The sequence below is a fragment of the Enterobacter sp. PGRG2 genome (genome assembly GCF_030291195.1).
Taxonomy (GTDB): Bacteria; Pseudomonadota; Gammaproteobacteria; order Enterobacterales; family Enterobacteriaceae; genus Enterobacter_D.
Genome location: NZ_CP127837.1, coordinates 3,066,071 through 3,083,855, shown reverse-complemented (window position 1 = coordinate 3,083,855; position 17,785 = coordinate 3,066,071). Strand labels below are relative to the sequence as shown.

Below are 17,785 nucleotides of genomic sequence, written 5' to 3'. Positions count from 1 at the left end.
ACCGTCATTGCACTCCCTACACTCTGCCGCTCTGCTCACCTGCCAAAACAAGAGAACGTGACATGAAACCTGGAAAAGGATTTTTAGTCTGGCTGGCGGGGTTAAGCGTACTGGGCTTTCTGGCTACAGATATGTATTTACCCGCCTTCGCCGTTATTCAGAATGATCTACAAACCCCGGCGGCTGCCGTCAGCGCCAGCCTGAGTCTGTTTTTAGCCGGATTTGCGGTTGCGCAACTGGCGTGGGGTCCACTGTCCGATACTTATGGTCGCCGCCCGGTGCTGTTAAGCGGTCTGGCGCTCTTTGCCGTCGGCTGTCTGGGCATGCTGTGGGTGCGCGACGCCACCTGGCTGCTGGTGCTGCGTTTTATCCAGGCGATCGGCGTCTGCGCTGCCGCCGTCACCTGGCAGGCGCTGGTGACGGATCACTATCCGGCGCACCGCACCAATCGTATCTTCGCCACCATTATGCCGCTGGTGGGTCTTTCTCCGGCCCTTGCGCCATTGCTGGGTAGCTGGATCCTCGCGCATTTTTCCTGGCAAATGATTTTTATGACGCTGTTTGTCATTACGCTGGTGCTGATGCTGCCCGCGCTGCGCCTGAAGCCGGTGGTAAAAAAAACCACCAGCAGCGACGTGCCGCTGACCTTTGCCACCCTGCTCCGTTCCCGGGATTACCGCGGTAACGTGCTGATCTACGCCGCCTGCTCCGCCAGCTTCTTCGCCTGGCTGACCGGCTCGCCCTTTATCCTCAGCGAAATGGGCTACGGCCCGGCGGCCATTGGCCTGAGCTATGTACCGCAAACCATCGCCTTTCTGATCGGCGGCTATGGATGCCGCGCGGCGCTGCAAAAGTGGCAGGGTAAAAAGTTACTGCCGTGGCTGCTGGTGTTCTACGGTCTGAGCGTGGCGGGTACCTGGATAGCCGGGCTGGTTGCGGGTCAATCTCTCACGGCGCTGCTGGTGCCCTTCTGCGTGATGGCAATGGCGAACGGCGCCATCTATCCCATTGTGGTGGCCCAGGCGCTGCGCCCGTTCCCGCAGGCGACCGGACGCGCGGCGGCGCTACAAAACACCCTGCAACTGGGGCTCTGTTTCCTTGCCAGCCTGGTGGTGTCCGCGCTTATCGGCACGCCGCTGTTGACCACCACCAGCGTAATGCTGATCACCGTATTACTGGCCGCTGCCGGTTACCGGATGCAGCGTCATGGTGTACCAGATGCGGATGCTGAAACCGCTTCTGCATAGTTCACCGGGCAACTATGTTACAAATCAGTGATTAGGTTGCTAAGAATTTACTATTGTATCTGCCGGATCTGAGGCCTATACTCATTTCCGGCACATATAATTACGATAAATATTATGCAGTAACAGGCGCAGGATGACGCCTCTCTCACCACGGACGGCCTTTTCGGCAAGGGTAATCTCCCTTCCTCTGTTCTACGTCGGATTTCTGGCTCGCGGACCATTCCGTGAGATTTCTCACAAACCCTAAAAAGCGACTACGCTGTTTGAAGGTTCTGATCACATACAGGTGATGGAGAAGCTATGAGTTCATCGTGCATAGAAGACGTTAACATACGGGATGATGACTGGTTTCGTATCGTAAGCGAACTGCTTGGCCGGGCGGGGATCACAATCAACGGTTCGTCCCCGGCAGATATTCAGGTCAAAAATCCTCATTTTTTTAAACGCGTGCTGCAGGAAGGATCGCTGGGGCTGGGTGAAAGTTATATGGACGGCTGGTGGGATTGCGAACGGCTGGACATTTTCTTCAACAACGTCCTGCGTGCCGGTCTTGAAAACCAGCTCCCGCACCATCTCAAAGATACACTGCGTATAGCGGGCGCCAGATTATTTAATTTGCAGAGCAAGCGCCGGGCATGGATCGTCGGCAAAGAGCATTACGATTTGGGTAATGATCTGTTCAGCCGCATGCTGGATCCGCAAATGCAATACTCTTGCGCCTACTGGAAGGATGCCACGACGCTGGCAGACGCCCAGCTTGCCAAGCTAAAACTGATTTGCGAAAAGTTACAGCTCCAGCCCGGAATGCGTGTGCTCGACATCGGCTGTGGCTGGGGTGGGCTTGCGCAGTACATGGCGCAGCATTATGACGTCAGCGTGGTGGGCGTAACGATTTCTGCGGAACAGCAAAAAATGGCGCAGGAACGCTGTCAGGATCTCGATGTGACTATTTTGCTCCAGGATTATCGCGATCTTAACGAGCAGTTTGACCGCATCGTCTCTGTCGGCATGTTCGAACACGTTGGTCCTAAAAACTACGCCACCTATTTTGAGGTTGTCGATCGCAATCTGAAACCTGACGGCCTGTTTTTACTGCACACTATCGGCTCGAATAAAACTGACCACCACGTCGATCCCTGGATTAATAAGTACATCTTCCCTAACGGCTGCCTGCCGTCGGTGCGACAAATCGCCACCGCCAGCGAGCCGCATTTTGTGATGGAAGACTGGCATAACTTCGGTTCGGATTATGATAAAACGCTGATGGCCTGGCACAGCCGTTTTCAGGCCGCCTGGCCGGAGATTGCCGGCAATTATTCCGATCGTTTCAGAAGGATGTTCAGCTACTATCTCAATGCCTGTGCGGGGGCGTTCCGCGCGCGGGATATTCAGCTCTGGCAGGTGGTGTTCAGCCGGGGCGTGGAAAACGGCCTGCGCGTGGCGCGTTGATAAAAAACCCCGGCTTGCCGGGGTTTTTTGTGGGATTTACTCGTCGCGCTCGACCACCACCACCCGGGCCGCCATTACGCGTTCGACGGTGTCCACCACCGCCTGGGTCTGGGGATCGATTTCGATATTGACGCGGCTGCCCAGTTTTTTGCTGCTGAGCGTGGTGCGCTCCAGCGTTTCCGGGATCAGGTGTACGCAGAAGCGCGTCGGCGTCACCTCGCCTACCGTCAGGCTAATACCGTCAATACCGATAAATCCTTTATAAAGAATATACTTCATCAGCGTCGGATCCTGGACTTTAAACCAGATCTGACGATTATTTTCTGACGCCAGGATCTTAACCACTTCCGCGGTAGTGATAATATGACCTGACATTAAATGTCCGCCAATTTCATCACTGAATTTTGCCGCACGCTCAACATTCACATAATCGCCGGGGGCTAATTCACCGAGATTGGTAATACGCAGCGTCTCTTTCATTAAGTCGAAACTGATAAGGTTGCCGTTAATTTCCGTTACGGTCAGGCAGCAACCGTTGTGCGCCACGGACGCGCCCGTCTCCAGGCCATCCAGCATGGTGTCTGGCAACTCCACGACGTGCGTGCGGAAATTGGGTTTCTCATCAATGGACACCACTTTTGCCGTGCCCTGTACAATACCGGTAAACATGCCTGGTGCTCCTGTATCATTAATTCGGTTAACCGAGTTTATACCAGCACAATAACAGGTGAAAAATGAGGTTGCCAGTCTCGGCACTTATTACGCTGTTTTTTCTCTGGATTAATCGCATTTCCCCGCTACAATGTACTGGTTATTTCTCCTGCAAATCTTTTGCTGCCAGTAACGGCGGCTATTCAGTTTTTCATATAACTACAATTCAACAGGTGTTCACGTGCAGAAGTACTTTCTTGAAGCGCGTCAGTTATTAGCACTGGCGATCCCGGTGATCATTGCGCAAATCGCCCAGACCGCGATGGGTTTCGTCGATACCGTGATGGCGGGCGGCTACAGCGCCACCGACATGGCGGCGGTGGCTATTGGTACCTCTATCTGGCTGCCCGCCATTCTTTTTGGTCACGGGCTGCTGCTGGCGCTGACGCCGACGGTTGCGCAACTGAACGGCTCCGGCCGCCGCGACCGTATTGCCCACCAGGTACGCCAGGGTTTCTGGCTGGCGGGCGGCGTGTCGGTGCTGATCATGATCGTGCTGTGGAACGCGGGTCATATCATTCATGCGATGCACAATATCGATCCCGAACTGGCAGACAAAGCGGTGCGCTATCTGCGCGCCCTGCTGTGGGGCGCGCCTGGCTATCTGTTCTTCCAGGTGGCGCGTAACCAGTGTGAAGGGCTGGCGAAAACCAAGCCCGGCATGGTGTTTGGTTTTCTCGGCCTGCTGGTGAATATCCCTATCAACTATGTGCTTATTTATGGTCATTTCGGTATGCCGGAGATGGGCGGCGTCGGCTGCGGCGTGGCGACGGCAACGGTGTACTGGATGATGTTCGTCTGCATGGTCTCCTACATTAAGCGCGCGCGCTCCATGCGCGACATCCGTAACGATATGCGTTTTGGCAAACCGGATCCCGCCGTGCTGCTGCGCCTGGCGCAACTGGGGCTGCCCATCGCCCTCGCGCTGTTCTTTGAGGTGACGCTGTTCGCCGTGGTGGCGCTGCTGGTGTCGCCCCTTGGCATTGTCGATGTGGCCGGGCACCAGATCGCCCTTAACTTCAGCTCGCTGATGTTCGTCCTGCCGATGTCGCTGGCGGCAGCGGTCACCATTCGCGTGGGTTATCGCCTGGGCCAGGGCTCGACGCTGGATGCGCAAACCGCCGCGCGAACCGGGCTGGCGGTAGGCGTCTGCATGGCGGTCGTCACCGCGATCTTCACCGTCGCGCTGCGGGAAGATATTGCCCTGCTGTATAACGACAATCCGGAAGTGGTGCATCTGGCCTCGCAGTTAATGCTGATGGCGGCGGTGTATCAGCTTTCCGATTCCATCCAGGTGGTCGGCAGCGGTATTCTGCGTGGCTATAAAGATACGCGCTCCATCTTCTTTATTACCTTTACCGCCTACTGGGTGCTGGGATTGCCGAGCGGCTATGTGCTGGCGCTGACCGATCTGGTGGTGGATCGCATGGGTCCTGCCGGTTTCTGGATGGGCTTTATCATCGGCCTGACCTCGGCAGCCATCCTGATGATGCTGCGCATGCGTTACCTGCAACGTCAGCCTTCAGGGGTGATCCTCGCCCGCGCGGCGCGTTAAGTACAGTGTAGCCGCCTGCGGGCGGCTACTTTCTCAACATTTTGCGCAGTTGTTCCGCAATCGCGTGAAATCAGAATGAAAATTGCTTTTTTCCGCTTGCCACGGCCGCGCCCTGCCGCTAATATTCGTCCCCGTTGTCAGCACAACAATGCGTTCATAGCTCAGTTGGTTAGAGCACCACCTTGACATGGTGGGGGTCGTTGGTTCGAGTCCAATTGAACGCACCATTCTTTCTGTACAGTGCGTCCGTAGCTCAGTTGGTTAGAGCACCACCTTGACATGGTGGGGGTCGGTGGTTCGAGTCCACTCGGACGCACCATTCAGCAATACTCTCCCTTTTGTTCCTGTTTGACTCCCTGACCGCTTTATCCCATCATGCTCGCTTATGCGTACCTGTGATGATTTCAGTGGGCCACTATGTTTGATTACGCCGAATTTCCCGAGCAGCGTCAGGAAAAAATAAAGCAGCTTTTAGCCCTTAACGGCAAAGTCGTGTGCGCCCAGCTCGCGCCTGAGCTTAACGTCTCCGAACACACTATTCGCCGCGACCTTAAAGAGCTGGCGAATCTTGGCCTGTGCAAGCGTGTTTATGGCGGCGCGGTCAGCGTGCTTCCCCCTTCCGGTAATTTTCTGAAGCGCGAAAACCTTAACAGCGATAAAAAAGAACAGCTCGCCCGCCGCGCGGTATCGCTGATCAAACCCGAAAGCTGCGTTTTTTTTGATGCCGGGACGACAAATCTCGCCATCGCCCGCCAGTTACCCCCCGGTATTATCCTTACCGCCGTCACCAATTCCCCGTTAATCGCCGCTGAACTGATGCACCATGAGGCGGTGGAAATCATCTTCCCCGGCGGGCGGATCAATAAAGAGACGGGCGGCGCGACCGGTATTGATACCCTGCGCCACATTGAAAAAATGTTTTTCGATCAGTGTCTGCTTGGCGCCTGCGCTTTTGACGCGGACGAAGGCGTGACGGTGTTTGAGTATGACGATGCCGAATTCAAAAAATGTCTGGTGACGCGCAGCAGCGACATCATCGTCACCCTGACCGCCGATAAAATCGCTACTCTTGCCCGTTATCAGGTCGCCACCAGCGAAGAGATCACGACGCTGGTGATCGATGACGCCGTGAGCGAACAGGCGCTGAAAGCGCTGCGCAGTAAAAAACTGGACGTGATCCTCGCCAGCTGAACAAAAATAATGCGCAGGGCCGTTTGTACTCTTGCACACGATCGCGCATAATCGAGCATAACCAAGCAGAAAGTTTTTCTGCGCCCTGCCGTTGTTCACGCTTAAAAGGATCGAAACATGAACCATTCCCTGCCCGATGTCGCTTTCCTCCATGAACTGGCCGACGCCGCCGATAAAGAGACGCTGCCGCGTTTTCGCTCCGGCTTAAATCTGCATGTCGGCTCCAAACCCAAAGAGGGCTTTCGCTTTGATCCGGTAACCGACGCCGATCGTGAAGCCGAGCGGGTGATGCGCGCCATTATCAACGAACGCTACCCTTCCCATTCCATCATGGGCGAAGAGTTTGGGACCACCGGCGACGGCCCGCTGCAATGGGTGCTGGATCCGGTGGACGGTACCCGCCCGTTTCTGTGCGGTCTGCCGGTGTGGGGCACGCTGATCGGCCTGACGGTGGAAGGTCGCGGTCAGCTGGGCATGATGGGCCAGCCCTTTACCGGCGAACGCTTCTGGGCGGACGGGAAACAGGCCTGGCGCAGCGGTCCGCAGGGCAGCGGTGTCATGACCACCCGCAAAGGACTGTCGCTTAATCAGGCGATTTTGCATACCACCTCGCCGGAGCCGATTGGCCACACCCCGGACGTGAACTTTGCGGCGCTGCACAGCGCGACCCTGATGACCCGCTACGGCGGGGAGTGCTATGCGATGGCGATGCTGGCAGCCGGTCAAATCGATCTTTGTCTGGAATATGCGCTGCAACCTTACGATATTGTGGCCTTCGTTCCGATCGTCGAACAGGCGGGCGGCGTGGTCACCACGCTGTCGGGCGATCGCCCGGAAGCCGGTGGCCGTATTCTGGCGTCCGGCTGCCCGCGTCTGCATGACGAAGCGCTGAAAATTCTTAACAGCTGATGGTTTTACAGGATGTCTATGAGCAATAAAAACGCAGCCCTGGAATTACCCGCTACCGGTGGTGCGTCGCGCGCACTGCCCGGCAGAAACGAGCAGCGGGCGACGCGCATTGTCTTCTTTATGGCGGGCTTTGCCACCGCGGCCTGGGCGGCACTGGTGCCCTTCGCCAAGTACAATACCGGCGTCAGCGACGGCACGTTAGGCCTGCTGCTGCTGTGCCTCGGCGGCGGCGCGCTGGTGGCGATGCCGCTTACCGGCGCGCTGACCGCCCGCTTTGGCTGTCGTCGGGTGATGGTGGTGTCGGTGCTGATTTTCTGCGCCATTCTGCCGCTGCTGGCGATAACCCAGGATGCGCGACTGCTGGCGCTGGCGCTGCTGCTGTTCGGTATTGGTATCGGCACCACCGACTGCGCGATGAACGTACAGGCGATCATTGTCGAAAAAGCGTCTCCCCGCCCGCTGATGTCCGGCTTTCACGGCTTTTACAGCGTGGGTGGGATTGCCGGTGCCGGCGCGATGAGCGGCATGATGTCGCTGGGGCTTTCCGCCCAGGCGGCCAGTCTTGCCACCACCCTTATTGTGATAGCGTTACTGCTGGTGTGTGTGCGCGGTTTTCTCAGCTACGCGAATCCGCAGGAAGGTCCGGCCTTTGCGGTGCCGCACGGTATCGTGCTGCTGCTTGGCGGTATCTGCTTCGTGGTGTTTCTGGCGGAAGGCGCGGTGCTGGACTGGAGCGCGGTGTTCCTCACCGAATACCGCGGGCTGCCGGAAGCGCGCGGCGGGCTGGGTTTTGCCTGCTTCGCCGCCACTATGACGCTGGGGCGGTTAACCGGCGACCGCGTTGTCGCCCGCCTCGGCCAGCAGCCGGTGGTCTTTGTCGGCGCGCTGCTGGCCGCCGCAGGCCTGTTACTGACGGTGGCGTCTGATGCCTGGGCGCTGTCGCTGACGGGTTACGCGTTGATCGGCCTGGGTTGCGCAAACATCGTGCCGGTGATGTTTTCGGCAATCGGACGTCAGACTGCCATGCCGCAGGTGCTGGCGGTGCCTGCCGTCACTACGCTCGGCTACATGGGCGTACTGGCGGGCCCGGCCAGTATCGGCGGCATTGCGCATCACAGCAGTCTGAGCGCTGCCTTTGTGGTGGTGGCCATCGCCATGGTGGGCGTGGCGCTGGTCTCAAGGCTGGTGAAAGTTTAAGGTGAGCGCAACAGGCCCGTCGGGTTTTACCCCCTCGGGCCTGTTAATTTTATTAAGTGCCTGAAATTATTTCTGTCTTTACTTAACACCTTGATAACACTTCGTTGTGAATCTGCACAGATGCATTTTGAAACGCTGTTTTCATTTTCCTTTTGACTGTTTTTCATCGTATAATGCGCGCCAATTGACTCTTGAATGGTTTCAGCTCATTGAACTGTAATATTCAACTATCACAGCGACTCATTCCCCCCTGGGCTGATACACAAGCACATATTCCTCTGCACGCTTTTTTTGATGTCACCTATTCTTATGACGTGACATCGCAAAACTTTCGCAACACCGGTTTGACTCCGCGGCGGTGCGCCCCCGGAGCGTTATTTCCATATCCTTCTCAACTTAAAGACTAAGACTGTCATGAAAAAGACCAAAATTGTTTGCACAATCGGCCCAAAAACCGAATCAGAAGAGATGCTGACCAAAATGCTGGACGCCGGCATGAACGTGATGCGTCTGAACTTCTCCCACGGTGACTATGCAGAACACGGTCAGCGCATCAAAAACTTGCGCAACGTGATGAGCAAGACAGGCAAGAAAGCCGCGATCCTGCTGGACACCAAAGGTCCGGAAATCCGTACCATCAAGCTGGAAGGCGGTAACGACGTCTCCCTGAAAGCAGGCCAGACCTTCACCTTCACCACGGACAAAACCGTTGTGGGTAACAGCGATATCGTTGCTGTCACTTACGAAGGCTTCACCAATGACCTGTCCGTTGGCAACACCGTACTGGTTGACGATGGTCTGATCGGTATGGAAGTGACCGCCATCGAAGGCAACAAAGTTATCTGTAAAGTGCTGAACAACGGCGACCTGGGCGAGAACAAAGGCGTTAACCTGCCGGGCGTTTCCATCGCCCTGCCTGCGCTGGCAGAAAAAGACAAACAAGACCTGATCTTTGGCTGCGAGCAAGGAGTTGACTTCGTTGCGGCATCCTTTATCCGTAAGCGTTCTGACGTGGTGGAAATCCGTGAGCACCTGAAAGCGCACGGCGGCGAGCACATCCAGATCATCTCCAAAATCGAAAACCAGGAAGGCCTGAACAACTTCGACGAAATCCTCGAAGCCTCTGACGGCATCATGGTTGCGCGTGGCGACCTGGGCGTTGAGATCCCGGTTGAAGAAGTGATCTTCGCGCAGAAGATGATGATCGAAAAATGTATCCGCGCCCGTAAAGTGGTGATCACCGCGACCCAGATGCTGGATTCCATGATCAAAAACCCGCGTCCGACCCGTGCGGAAGCAGGCGACGTGGCTAACGCCATCCTGGACGGTACCGATGCCGTAATGCTGTCTGGTGAGTCTGCCAAGGGTAAATACCCGCTGGAAGCCGTCTCCATCATGGCGACCATCTGCGAGCGTACTGACCGCGTGATGACCAGCCGTCTGGAGTTTAACAACGACAGCCGTAAACTGCGCATCACCGAAGCCGTGTGCCGTGGCGCTGTTGAAACTGCCGAAAAACTGGCTGCTCCGCTGATCGTGGTAGCGACCCAGGGCGGTAAATCTGCGCGCGCTATCCGTAAATACTTCCCGGATGCCACCATCCTGGCGCTGACCACTAACGAAGTCACTGCCCGTCAGCTGGTGCTCAGCAAAGGCGTTACCGCGCAGCTGGTGAAAGAAATTTCTTCCACTGACGATTTCTACCGCCTGGGTAAAGAAGTGGCGCTGGAAAGCGGCCTGGCTCAGAAAGGTGAAGTTGTGGTAATGGTTTCCGGCGCGCTGGTTCCAAGCGGCACAACCAATACTGCTTCTGTGCACGTACTGTAATAATTGCCGTACAAATTAATCTGATTAAAAAAGCGCCCTTGTGGCGCTTTTTTTTATTCATCCAATAACGATTTACTATAAGTGCAAATCGAAATGCACTATTTAACTGACTTTGTTCTAAGATGAATCCGATGAAAGCGGTCTGTTTTCACACAGTTTTTTTCTGTGCGTCCGCAAAGTCGGTGTTTCTTTGAGCGAACAGTCAAATTTAAGGGTATTCCCAACAAAAAAATATTCTCAATATAAAAAAGTTTGTGTAATACTTGTAACGCTACATGGAGATTAACTCAATCTAGAGGGTATTAATAATGAATCGTACTAAACTGGTACTGGGCGCGGTAATCCTGGGTTCTACTCTGCTGGCTGGTTGCTCCAGCAATGCTAAAATCGATCAGCTGTCTTCTGACGTTCAGACTCTGAACGCTAAAGTTGACCAGCTGAGCAACGACGTGAACGCAATCCGTTCTGACGTTCAGGCTGCTAAAGACGACGCAGCTCGCGCTAACCAGCGTCTGGACAACCAGGCTCACTCTTACCGTAAGTAAGAGTTCCTGTAATAAAATGGCGCACATTGTGCGCCATTTTTTTTGCCTGCGATTTACCTTCGGTTACTGCGTCATCACTTTCCCGTTCTCGTTCGCCGCCGCCGGATCACCATTCTTTGCTGACAGTACGGCTGTCGGGTTTGCCTGCGCGTTCTTTGCGGCAGGGATCGCCACCGGGTAACCGGCACGGCGCACCATCGCCTTATCAATCGCCGTCTGATCCCCGCCCGCCTGACGAATAAAATCGCTAAAGGTGGCGGTCAGCGTGATCGGCACCGTCTGGGTGTTCTCCTCAAGGGTGGAAGCCAGCGGGCGGTGCACTTCGATATAGTGGCGGCCATCCGGCTCCACGGAGTATTTGACCGGTTCGTTGATGATGCGCACCGGCGTCCCAGTGTTCACCTGGGAGAACAGCGCTTCGATATCCGGCGCGCCCATACGAATGCAGCCGGAGCTGACGCGCAGGCCTACGCTGTCCTGAGCGTTGGTGCCGTGAATGAGATATTCGCCGTTGCCCAGCCCCAGACGCAGCGCATAGCGCCCCAGAGGGTTATAAGGGCCTGCTGGCACCACGGCGGGCAACTCAATGCCCTTCGCTTTAGAACGCGCGCGTATGCCCGCAGGCGGCGTCCAGGTAGGATTGGGGATCTTCTGGCTGACGCGCGTCTCGGCGACGGGCGTTTCCAGCCCCTGTTGACCGATACCAATCGGGAAGACCTGTACAATGTCTTTTCCCGGCGGATAAAAATAGAGACGCAGCTCCGCCAGGTTGACGATGATCCCCTCCCGCGGGCTGTCCGGCAGCAGCATCTGCGTTGGAATGGTCAGGGTTGTGCCCGGGGCGGGTACCGGCGCCATGGTATCGTTGGCTTCGACAAGCAGCATCGCGCCGGTGTCAAAATGACGGCCGATGGCCTGCAAATTACGATCCTGAGGTTGCACGACATAAGTCTGATTCTGACCGATGAGACGCCTGCCCGCCGGCGGTAATGGATAATCGGCCGCCCAGGCACTCTGAATGACGCTGTAAGCGCCGATAAGGCTTAATGTTATTAGAGACGCGCGCTTCATGCTTAAACTCCTGTAATCACTGGCAGTGCGCCAGAAGGCTGATAAACCAGCGAGGCAGAAATCTGCCCCGCATAACAGGATAGTCGCTGTCTTTTGAGTTTAGCTAATGTTTGCTGCTTTCGTACGTATTGCGCGGATCATTGCTTCCAGACCCTGCGAGCGGGAAGGCGTTAAATGCTGGGCGAGAGACATTTTTTCAAACCATGGGCGTACGTCAAAGGCGACGATATCCTGCGCGGTCATCTGTTGATACAGAATAAACACCACCGCAATCAGCCCCTTGACGATGGCGGCATCGCTGTCGCCCTGGAGTTCAATCACGCCATCATCCCGGCGCTGCATGACGATCCATACCTGGCTCTGGCAGCCCTGAATAATATTTTCCGGGCTGTGCGCCTCTGCTGCCAGTTCCGGCAGACGCTGGCCCAGTTCAATGATATAGAGATACTTCTCTTCCCAGTTGGCGCAACGGGTGAAGTTGCGCAACAGTTTTTCTTTATCGGGTAAAGCGGCCATCTCGTCCCCCTGTCAGCCTAATAACTGATGAATGCGTTTCAGTCCGGCTACCAGACGATCCACTTCTTCTTGCGTGTTGTACATCACCAGCGACGCGCGGCACATGGCCGGCACATTGTAAAACGCCATCAGCGGCATCGCGCAGTGATGTCCGGTACGCACCGCAACACCGTAATTATCGAGAAAACTGCCCACGTCATAGGCGTGATGTTTCCCCAGATTAAAGGCAATAACCCCCAGACGATCCGCCGGGCCGTAAAGCGTCAGATCCGGGACCTCCGCCAGCGCGTTAAGCGCATAACGCATCAGTCCGCGTTCGTGTTCGGCAATGGCGTCCAGTCCCAGCGCAGTGACGTACTCGATGGCAGCACCAAAACCGATAATCGCCCCGGTATTCGGCGTGCCCGCCTCGAAGCGCCACGGCGCTTTCGCCCAAGTGGTGCCTTCCGTCAGGCTGACGGTGGCGATCATCGCCCCGCCCCCTTCCCACGGCGGCATCGCCTGCAGGATCGCCTCTTTTACATAAAGAATGCCGATACCGGTCGGGCCATACAGTTTATGGGCGGAGAAGACGTAAAAATCGCAGTCCAGCGCCTGCACGTCCACCGCGTGATGCATCACCGCCTGCGCACCGTCCACCAGCACTTTTGCGCCCTGTTGATGCGCCTGAGCGATGATCGCCGCCAGCGGATTCTCAGTGCCGAGCACGTTAGAGACGTGCGTCACCGCCACCAGCCGCGTGCGGTCATCGAGCAGCCCGGCAAGGGCGTCCAGTTGCAGCGTGCCATCCTGATTAATCGGGATCACGCGCAGCTCAGCGCCGGTGCGTTCACACAGCATCTGCCAGGGCACGATATTGGCGTGATGCTCCATGGCGGTGATGATGATGTTGTCACCCGCCGCCACATTGCTGTTGCCCCAGCTGTTGGCGACGAGGTTGATGCCCTCGGTGGTACCGCGCACGAACACCAGCTCTTCCGGCGTACGGGCGTTGATAAACCGCGACGCCAGCGTACGCACGTTTTCCATGCGCTGGGTGGCTTCGGCACTCAGGGTATGAATGCCGCGGTGCACAGCGGCGTAGCCGTGGCGGTAAAACTCCGCTTCGGCATCAATCACCTGATTGGGTTTTTGTGCGCTGGCGGCGCTGTCGAGATACGCCAGCGGCTGGCCATTCACTTCACGCGTCAGAACCGGAAAATCCGCCCGTACGCGCTCAACGGAAAAACTCATGCGATGCCCCCTGGCAGGCGCTGACCGATACGGGACAGTACCTCATGCCTGAGCGCCTCGTCGCTGATGGCTTCCGTCAGTTCAGCGGCAAAGGCGTAGATGATCATTTGCTGCGCGGCCTTCTCATCAATGCCGCGCGAGCGCAGGTAAAACATTTGTTCATCGTCGATGCGGCCAATGGTCGCGCCGTGGCTGCATTTTACGTCATCGGCGTAAATTTCCAGCTGCGGTTTGGTATCCACTTCCGACAGACGGCCAAGCAGCAGATTGTTGTTGGTCATCTGCCCGTCGGTTTTAATGGCGTGCTGCGCCACGTTAATCAGCCCGTTGAATACGGCGCGGCCTTTATCAGAGACGATAGTTTTGTGCAGCTGACGGCTGTTGCAGTAGCCCTTGTTATGGGCAAGCCAGGTACGGGTGTCGCACACTTCACTGTTCACCGGCATCACCAGGCTGTTCACGCGCAGCGTGGTGTTTTCGCCGTTCAGCGCCATGCTGGTGTTGTGACGCAGCACCGCCCCGCCGAGCAGAAAACTGTGGCTGTGCGCGGCGGCATCGGCGGCCAGCAGAATATCGTTATGCGCAAAGTGGTAGCTCTGCGGATTTTCAAACGCCAGCTTCGCGTGATGCAACTGCGCATTGGCCGCCACGTTCATGGTCAGACGCGAGCCGGTAAAATGCCGCTGATCGTTCAGGCTGACGTAATGCTCATAGACCGTCGCCTCTGCGCCCTGCTCCAGATCCAGATGATGACGATAGTGGGCGGTGTTCATCTCCTCGCCCGCCAGCCCCTGGGTGATATGCATCAGCAGCAGCGGCTTCGCCGGACGCTGATTGCGCGCCACGCGGATATGGGTGACGCTGTGCGCCAGGCTTTCCGTCAGATGCAGAAACACTTCCGGCTGTACCGGCGCGGGCAGCGCCGCGCGCTCGTCGTTAATGCTGACCACAAAGCCGCTGTTTTCGGTACTGTCGCTGAGTTCGGCGTCAAAGCGCCCGTCGACAAACACCAGTCGCACCGCGTCCACCGGCAGAGCCAGCGCGTCACGCTGTGCGGCGGATAACCGGGTCTGCGTGCTGACAAAGTGGCTGCTGAGCAGCCCTTCCAGCGGCGTGTATTTCCAGTTTTCGTGCTTACGCGTCGGCAGCCCTAAACGCAGCACCTGTTGCAGATGCTGCTGCGCCTGTTCCGAACGCGCGCTGCCCTCGATTTCAAACAGATGATGCCACTGTTGCAGCGCGTTACTGCTGTTCGGTAAGCCAGCCATAGCCCTGCTCCTCCAGTTGTTTCACCAGCGTAAAATCACCGGATTTCACAATGCGGCCCTGGTACAGCACGTGCACAAAGTCGGGCTTGATGTAATCCAGAATGCGCTGGTAGTGCGTGACGATGATAAAGGCGCGCTTTTCGTCGCGCAGGGAGTTCACCCCTTCGGCAACGATTTTCAGCGCATCGATATCCAGACCGGAATCCGTTTCATCGAGAATGCACAGTTCCGGCTCCAGCACCGCCATTTGCAGAATGTCGTTACGCTTTTTCTCGCCGCCGGAGAAACCGACGTTAACCGAGCGCGTCAGCAGATCTTCCGGCATTTTCAGCAGCTTGATTTTCTCTTCCATCAGATCCTGGAAGTCAAAGCGATCCAGCTCATCCAGCCCACGATATTTGCGCACGGCGTTGAGCGCGGTTTGCAGGAAGAACTGGTTACTGACGCCGGGGATTTCCACCGGATACTGGAACGCCATAAAGATGCCTTCGCCCGAACGCTCTTCCGGCGACAGCTCCAGCAGATCTTTGCCGTGGAACTGCACTGAACCACCGGTCACTTCATAATCTTCGCGCCCGGCAAGGGTGGCTGAGAGCGTACTTTTCCCGGAGCCGTTTGGCCCCATAATGGCGTGCACTTCACCAGGACGCACTTCAAGGTTCAGACCGCGCAGGATCTCTTTATCTTCAACGGCAACCTGCAAATCTTTAATGCTTAACATGTAATTTCCTTAACCGACGCTGTGCTCAAGGCTGATGGCGAGTAATTTCTGGGCTTCAACGGCAAACTCCAGCGGCAGCTCGGAGAAAACATCCTTACAGAAGCCGTTGACGATCATCGAGATCGCATCTTCTTCGCTGATGCCGCGTTGCAGGCAGTAGAACAGCTGATCTTCGCCGATACGCGAGGTGGTAGCTTCGTGCTCCAGCTGCGCGCTGTTATTGCGGCATTCCACATACGGGAAGGTGTGAGCGCCGCAGTCCGGGCCAATCAGCATCGAGTCACACTGGGTAAAGTTACGCGCGTTAGTGGCGGTCGGCATGATTTTTACCAGCCCGCGATAGCTGTTCTGACTTTTCCCGGCGGAGATCCCTTTCGAGATAATGGTCGAACGGGTGTTCTTGCCGATGTGGATCATCTTGGTGCCGGTATCCGCCTGCTGATGCCCGCTGGTCAGCGCCACCGAATAGAACTCGCCGATGGAGTTGTCACCGCGCAGAATGCAGCTCGGGTATTTCCAGGTAATGGCCGACCCGGTTTCCGACTGCGTCCAGGACATTTTGCTGTTTTCGCCTTCACACAGCGCACGCTTGGTGACGAAGTTCAGAATACCGCCGGTGTTGTTATCGCCGGGGAACCAGTTCTGCACGGTGGAGTATTTCACTTCCGCGTCTTTATGGATGATCACTTCCACCACCGCCGCATGGAGCTGGTAGCTGTCGCGCACCGGCGCGGAACAGCCTTCGATATAGCTGACGTAGCTGCCTTCATCGGCGATCAAAATGGTGCGCTCGAACTGACCGGTTTTTTCCGCGTTGATACGGAAATAGGTGGACAGCTCCATCGGGCAACGTACCCCTTTCGGGATGTAGATAAAGGTGCCGTCCGAAGCGACTGCCGCGTTGAGCGCTGCAAAGAAGTTATCGTTCGACGGCACCACGGTGCCGAGATACTTCTGCACCAGCTCCGGGTGATCGTGGATCGCTTCCCCGAACGAGCTGAAGATCACGCCATGTTCCGCGAGTTTTTCACGGTAAGTGGTGGCCACGGAGACGGAGTCAAAAATGGCGTCCATCGCCACTTCGCGCCCTTCACGCACCGGTACGCCCAGCTGATTAAAAGCTTCTTCCACTTCGTCGGTCAGATAGCTGCCGGCGCCGGTTTGCTGTACCGCGCCTGGCTGCGAGGCGCAGGTGTCGTCGCAGTTGCCGCAGGATGGCGCGGAGTAGTAGCTGTAATCCTGATAATCCAGCTTGTCGTAATGGGCTTTAAGCCAGTGCGGTTCTTCCATTTCCAGCCAGGCATGATAGGCCTTCAGGCGGAACTCCAGCATCCATTCAGGTTCGTTGCGTTTGGCCGAGATCGCCCGCACGACATCTTCATTGATGCCGTGAGCCATTTCGTCCGTCTGTAACCGGGTGAAGAAGCCCTCTTTGTAATTCAGCGGGCCGGACCAGGTTTTGACATCGTCAGTCGCTTCAGTATTACGAGACATAGTACCGCCTATACCCCAAAGCTTTCGCCGCAGCCGCATTCGTGCTGCGCTTTCGGGTTATTGAATTTGAAAATCTGATTCAGTCCTTCGCGCACATAGTCCACTTCGGTGCCGTCAATAAAGGGCATCGCCTGAAGCGGCACGTAGAGACGCGCGCCGTCGAACTCGAACAGCAGATCGTCTGCCACCGGATCGGAAACCGTATCAAGAACATAACCAAAACCGGCACAACCGGTCTGTTTGATACCCAGACGTACGCCGAGCAGCTCTGGCTGCTTTTCCACCAGCGCGCGGATATGCTTCGCGGCGGCTGGCGTTAATGTCAGGCCCTGCCAACCGGGATCGTTGGGGTCGAAGGTTCCTGCTTGCAATTCCATAGGTCTACCTCACGTGATTGCGCCATAGGGCATAACGCTATGTTAGTGATAATGATTATCACTTCAACCTCTATTCCAAAGGGTTATTCCCTGAAGCGCTCTTTTTGCACAGTTCTATTAAGCATAGACCCTCACAACCGGGTTAACCGGAAAGGTCTGCGATAACTAAGCATTTGAATATGAAATATTTTTATGCGGTGGTCTTTAACACACCATGGAGAAATGAAACATGTATAGGCAATGCCTATTTATCAGATAGGATTTTATAACAATTCTGTAATATAAACGTGACAAATGATGCGGGCAGTGTGCCCATGGGACGAAGTTTGTCATTGTAGGCCGGGTCAGTTGCGCCAGGTCGGGTAAGCGAAGCGCCACCCGACAAAATTGGGCCTGGGCTGTTTGTAGCTACGGAACCATTACGGTGATGTGATTGCGCGGGCTTTATTTTGAGGCTGCCTGTACGGCAGTGCA

General features: G+C 56.2%; 16 protein-coding genes and 2 tRNA genes. 10 read left to right on the top strand and 8 right to left on the bottom strand.

All coding sequences use genetic code 11. The features are described 5' to 3' along the window. The first annotated feature begins 62 nt into the window (after window positions 1-62). Together punC and cfa are read left to right on the top strand one after the other, a co-directional pair. Window positions 63-1,247 (top strand): purine nucleoside transporter PunC, encoded by a 1,185-nt coding sequence (gene punC / locus QRD42_RS13720; RefSeq protein ID WP_321987378.1) that lies wholly within the window; start codon window positions 63-65, stop codon window positions 1,245-1,247. 300 nt (window positions 1,248-1,547) lie between these two features. Beyond that, window positions 1,548-2,696 (top strand): cyclopropane fatty acyl phospholipid synthase, encoded by a 1,149-nt coding sequence (gene cfa, locus QRD42_RS13715; protein ID WP_318363091.1) that lies wholly within the window; start codon window positions 1,548-1,550, stop codon window positions 2,694-2,696. 36 nt (window positions 2,697-2,732) lie between these two features. On the opposite strand, the gene QRD42_RS13710 is transcribed toward cfa, so the two are convergent. Beyond that, the gene (locus tag QRD42_RS13710) at window positions 2,733-3,365 is read right to left on the bottom strand and encodes a riboflavin synthase subunit alpha (protein ID WP_321987377.1); all 633 of its coding nucleotides are present in this window, start codon (window positions 3,363-3,365) and stop codon (window positions 2,733-2,735) included. Window positions 3,366-3,588: 223 nt separating this feature from the next. On the opposite strand from QRD42_RS13710, the gene mdtK reads away from it, so the two are divergent. The 8 genes from mdtK (at window position 3,589) to QRD42_RS13670 (ending at window position 10,631) form a co-directional block, all read left to right on the top strand. After that, complete coding sequence (gene mdtK / locus QRD42_RS13705) at window positions 3,589-4,962, top strand: MdtK family multidrug efflux MATE transporter (RefSeq protein WP_072568294.1); 1,374 nt, start codon at window positions 3,589-3,591, stop codon at window positions 4,960-4,962. A 150-nt stretch (window positions 4,963-5,112) separates the two neighbouring features. Continuing rightward, window positions 5,113-5,189, top strand: a tRNA-Val gene (locus QRD42_RS13700). 15 nt (window positions 5,190-5,204) lie between these two features. Beyond that, window positions 5,205-5,281 (top strand) — tRNA-Val (locus QRD42_RS13695). Between the two features lie 98 nt (window positions 5,282-5,379). After that, on the top strand, window positions 5,380-6,153 hold the full coding sequence (locus QRD42_RS13690) for a DeoR/GlpR family DNA-binding transcription regulator (RefSeq protein ID WP_318363093.1): 774 nt from the start codon (window positions 5,380-5,382) through the stop codon (window positions 6,151-6,153). 117 nt (window positions 6,154-6,270) lie between these two features. Further along, the gene (locus tag QRD42_RS13685; RefSeq protein WP_321987376.1) at window positions 6,271-7,062 is read left to right on the top strand and encodes an inositol monophosphatase family protein; all 792 of its coding nucleotides are present in this window, start codon (window positions 6,271-6,273) and stop codon (window positions 7,060-7,062) included. An 18-nt stretch (window positions 7,063-7,080) separates the two neighbouring features. Next, window positions 7,081-8,259 carry an MFS transporter gene (locus QRD42_RS13680; protein WP_318373252.1) on the top strand — a complete coding sequence of 393 codons (1,179 nt, stop codon included), beginning with the start codon at window positions 7,081-7,083 and terminating at the stop codon, window positions 8,257-8,259. Between the two features lie 414 nt (window positions 8,260-8,673). Next, the gene (pykF, locus tag QRD42_RS13675) at window positions 8,674-10,086 is read left to right on the top strand and encodes a pyruvate kinase PykF (protein ID WP_321987375.1); all 1,413 of its coding nucleotides are present in this window, start codon (window positions 8,674-8,676) and stop codon (window positions 10,084-10,086) included. 308 nt (window positions 10,087-10,394) lie between these two features. Then, window positions 10,395-10,631 (top strand): major outer membrane lipoprotein, encoded by a 237-nt coding sequence (locus tag QRD42_RS13670; RefSeq protein ID WP_007374746.1) that lies wholly within the window; start codon window positions 10,395-10,397, stop codon window positions 10,629-10,631. A gap of 63 nt (window positions 10,632-10,694) precedes the next feature. Here the strand turns inward: QRD42_RS13670 and ldtE are convergent, their stop codons facing one another. The 7 genes from ldtE to sufA form a co-directional block, all read right to left on the bottom strand. Continuing rightward, window positions 10,695-11,702 carry a L,D-transpeptidase LdtE gene (gene ldtE, locus QRD42_RS13665; protein WP_321987374.1) on the bottom strand — a complete coding sequence of 336 codons (1,008 nt, stop codon included), beginning with the start codon at window positions 11,700-11,702 and terminating at the stop codon, window positions 10,695-10,697. 99 nt (window positions 11,703-11,801) lie between these two features. After that, window positions 11,802-12,218, bottom strand: a complete 417-nt coding sequence (gene sufE, locus QRD42_RS13660) for a cysteine desulfuration protein SufE (protein WP_318363098.1) — start codon at window positions 12,216-12,218, stop codon at window positions 11,802-11,804. Between the two features lie 12 nt (window positions 12,219-12,230). Continuing rightward, window positions 12,231-13,451: a cysteine desulfurase SufS gene (sufS, locus tag QRD42_RS13655; protein WP_321987373.1), complete on the bottom strand. Its 1,221-nt coding sequence runs from the start codon at window positions 13,449-13,451 to the stop codon at window positions 12,231-12,233. Continuing rightward, a complete protein-coding gene (gene sufD, locus QRD42_RS13650; RefSeq protein ID WP_321987372.1) occupies window positions 13,448-14,719 on the bottom strand; it encodes a Fe-S cluster assembly protein SufD in 1,272 nt (423 codons plus the stop codon). Before sufD ends, sufS begins: the two co-directional genes overlap by 4 nt. Further along, window positions 14,694-15,440: a Fe-S cluster assembly ATPase SufC gene (gene sufC / locus QRD42_RS13645; protein WP_321987371.1), complete on the bottom strand. Its 747-nt coding sequence runs from the start codon at window positions 15,438-15,440 to the stop codon at window positions 14,694-14,696. The genes sufD and sufC overlap by 26 nt, the downstream gene beginning before the upstream one ends. Window positions 15,441-15,449: 9 nt before the next feature. Then, on the bottom strand, window positions 15,450-16,934 hold the full coding sequence (gene sufB / locus QRD42_RS13640) for a Fe-S cluster assembly protein SufB (protein ID WP_072568284.1): 1,485 nt from the start codon (window positions 16,932-16,934) through the stop codon (window positions 15,450-15,452). Between the two features lie 8 nt (window positions 16,935-16,942). Continuing rightward, window positions 16,943-17,311, bottom strand: coding sequence for a Fe-S cluster assembly scaffold SufA (sufA, locus tag QRD42_RS13635; RefSeq protein ID WP_318363101.1), 369 nt, complete (start codon window positions 17,309-17,311; stop codon window positions 16,943-16,945). Between the last annotated feature and the right edge of the window lie 474 nt (window positions 17,312-17,785).

What these genes read in the sequence shown, in the direction of transcription:
- cfa (WP_318363091.1), top strand. Translation starts at nt 1,548, where the DNA reads ATGAGTTCATCGTGCATAGAAGACGTTAACATACGGGATGATGACTGG.
- QRD42_RS13670 (WP_007374746.1), top strand. Translation starts at nt 10,395, where the DNA reads ATGAATCGTACTAAACTGGTACTGGGCGCGGTAATCCTGGGTTCTACT.
- QRD42_RS13690 (WP_318363093.1), top strand. Translation starts at nt 5,380, where the DNA reads ATGTTTGATTACGCCGAATTTCCCGAGCAGCGTCAGGAAAAAATAAAG.
- sufB (WP_072568284.1), bottom strand. Translation starts at nt 16,934, where the DNA reads ATGTCTCGTAATACTGAAGCGACTGACGATGTCAAAACCTGGTCCGGC.
- ldtE (WP_321987374.1), bottom strand. Translation starts at nt 11,702, where the DNA reads ATGAAGCGCGCGTCTCTAATAACATTAAGCCTTATCGGCGCTTACAGC.
- sufC (WP_321987371.1), bottom strand. Translation starts at nt 15,440, where the DNA reads ATGTTAAGCATTAAAGATTTGCAGGTTGCCGTTGAAGATAAAGAGATC.
- sufS (WP_321987373.1), bottom strand. Translation starts at nt 13,451, where the DNA reads ATGAGTTTTTCCGTTGAGCGCGTACGGGCGGATTTTCCGGTTCTGACG.
- pykF (WP_321987375.1), top strand. Translation starts at nt 8,674, where the DNA reads ATGAAAAAGACCAAAATTGTTTGCACAATCGGCCCAAAAACCGAATCA.
- sufA (WP_318363101.1), bottom strand. Translation starts at nt 17,311, where the DNA reads ATGGAATTGCAAGCAGGAACCTTCGACCCCAACGATCCCGGTTGGCAG.
- sufD (WP_321987372.1), bottom strand. Translation starts at nt 14,719, where the DNA reads ATGGCTGGCTTACCGAACAGCAGTAACGCGCTGCAACAGTGGCATCAT.
- punC (WP_321987378.1), top strand. Translation starts at nt 63, where the DNA reads ATGAAACCTGGAAAAGGATTTTTAGTCTGGCTGGCGGGGTTAAGCGTA.
- QRD42_RS13685 (WP_321987376.1), top strand. Translation starts at nt 6,271, where the DNA reads ATGAACCATTCCCTGCCCGATGTCGCTTTCCTCCATGAACTGGCCGAC.
- sufE (WP_318363098.1), bottom strand. Translation starts at nt 12,218, where the DNA reads ATGGCCGCTTTACCCGATAAAGAAAAACTGTTGCGCAACTTCACCCGT.
- QRD42_RS13710 (WP_321987377.1), bottom strand. Translation starts at nt 3,365, where the DNA reads ATGTTTACCGGTATTGTACAGGGCACGGCAAAAGTGGTGTCCATTGAT.
- QRD42_RS13680 (WP_318373252.1), top strand. Translation starts at nt 7,081, where the DNA reads ATGAGCAATAAAAACGCAGCCCTGGAATTACCCGCTACCGGTGGTGCG.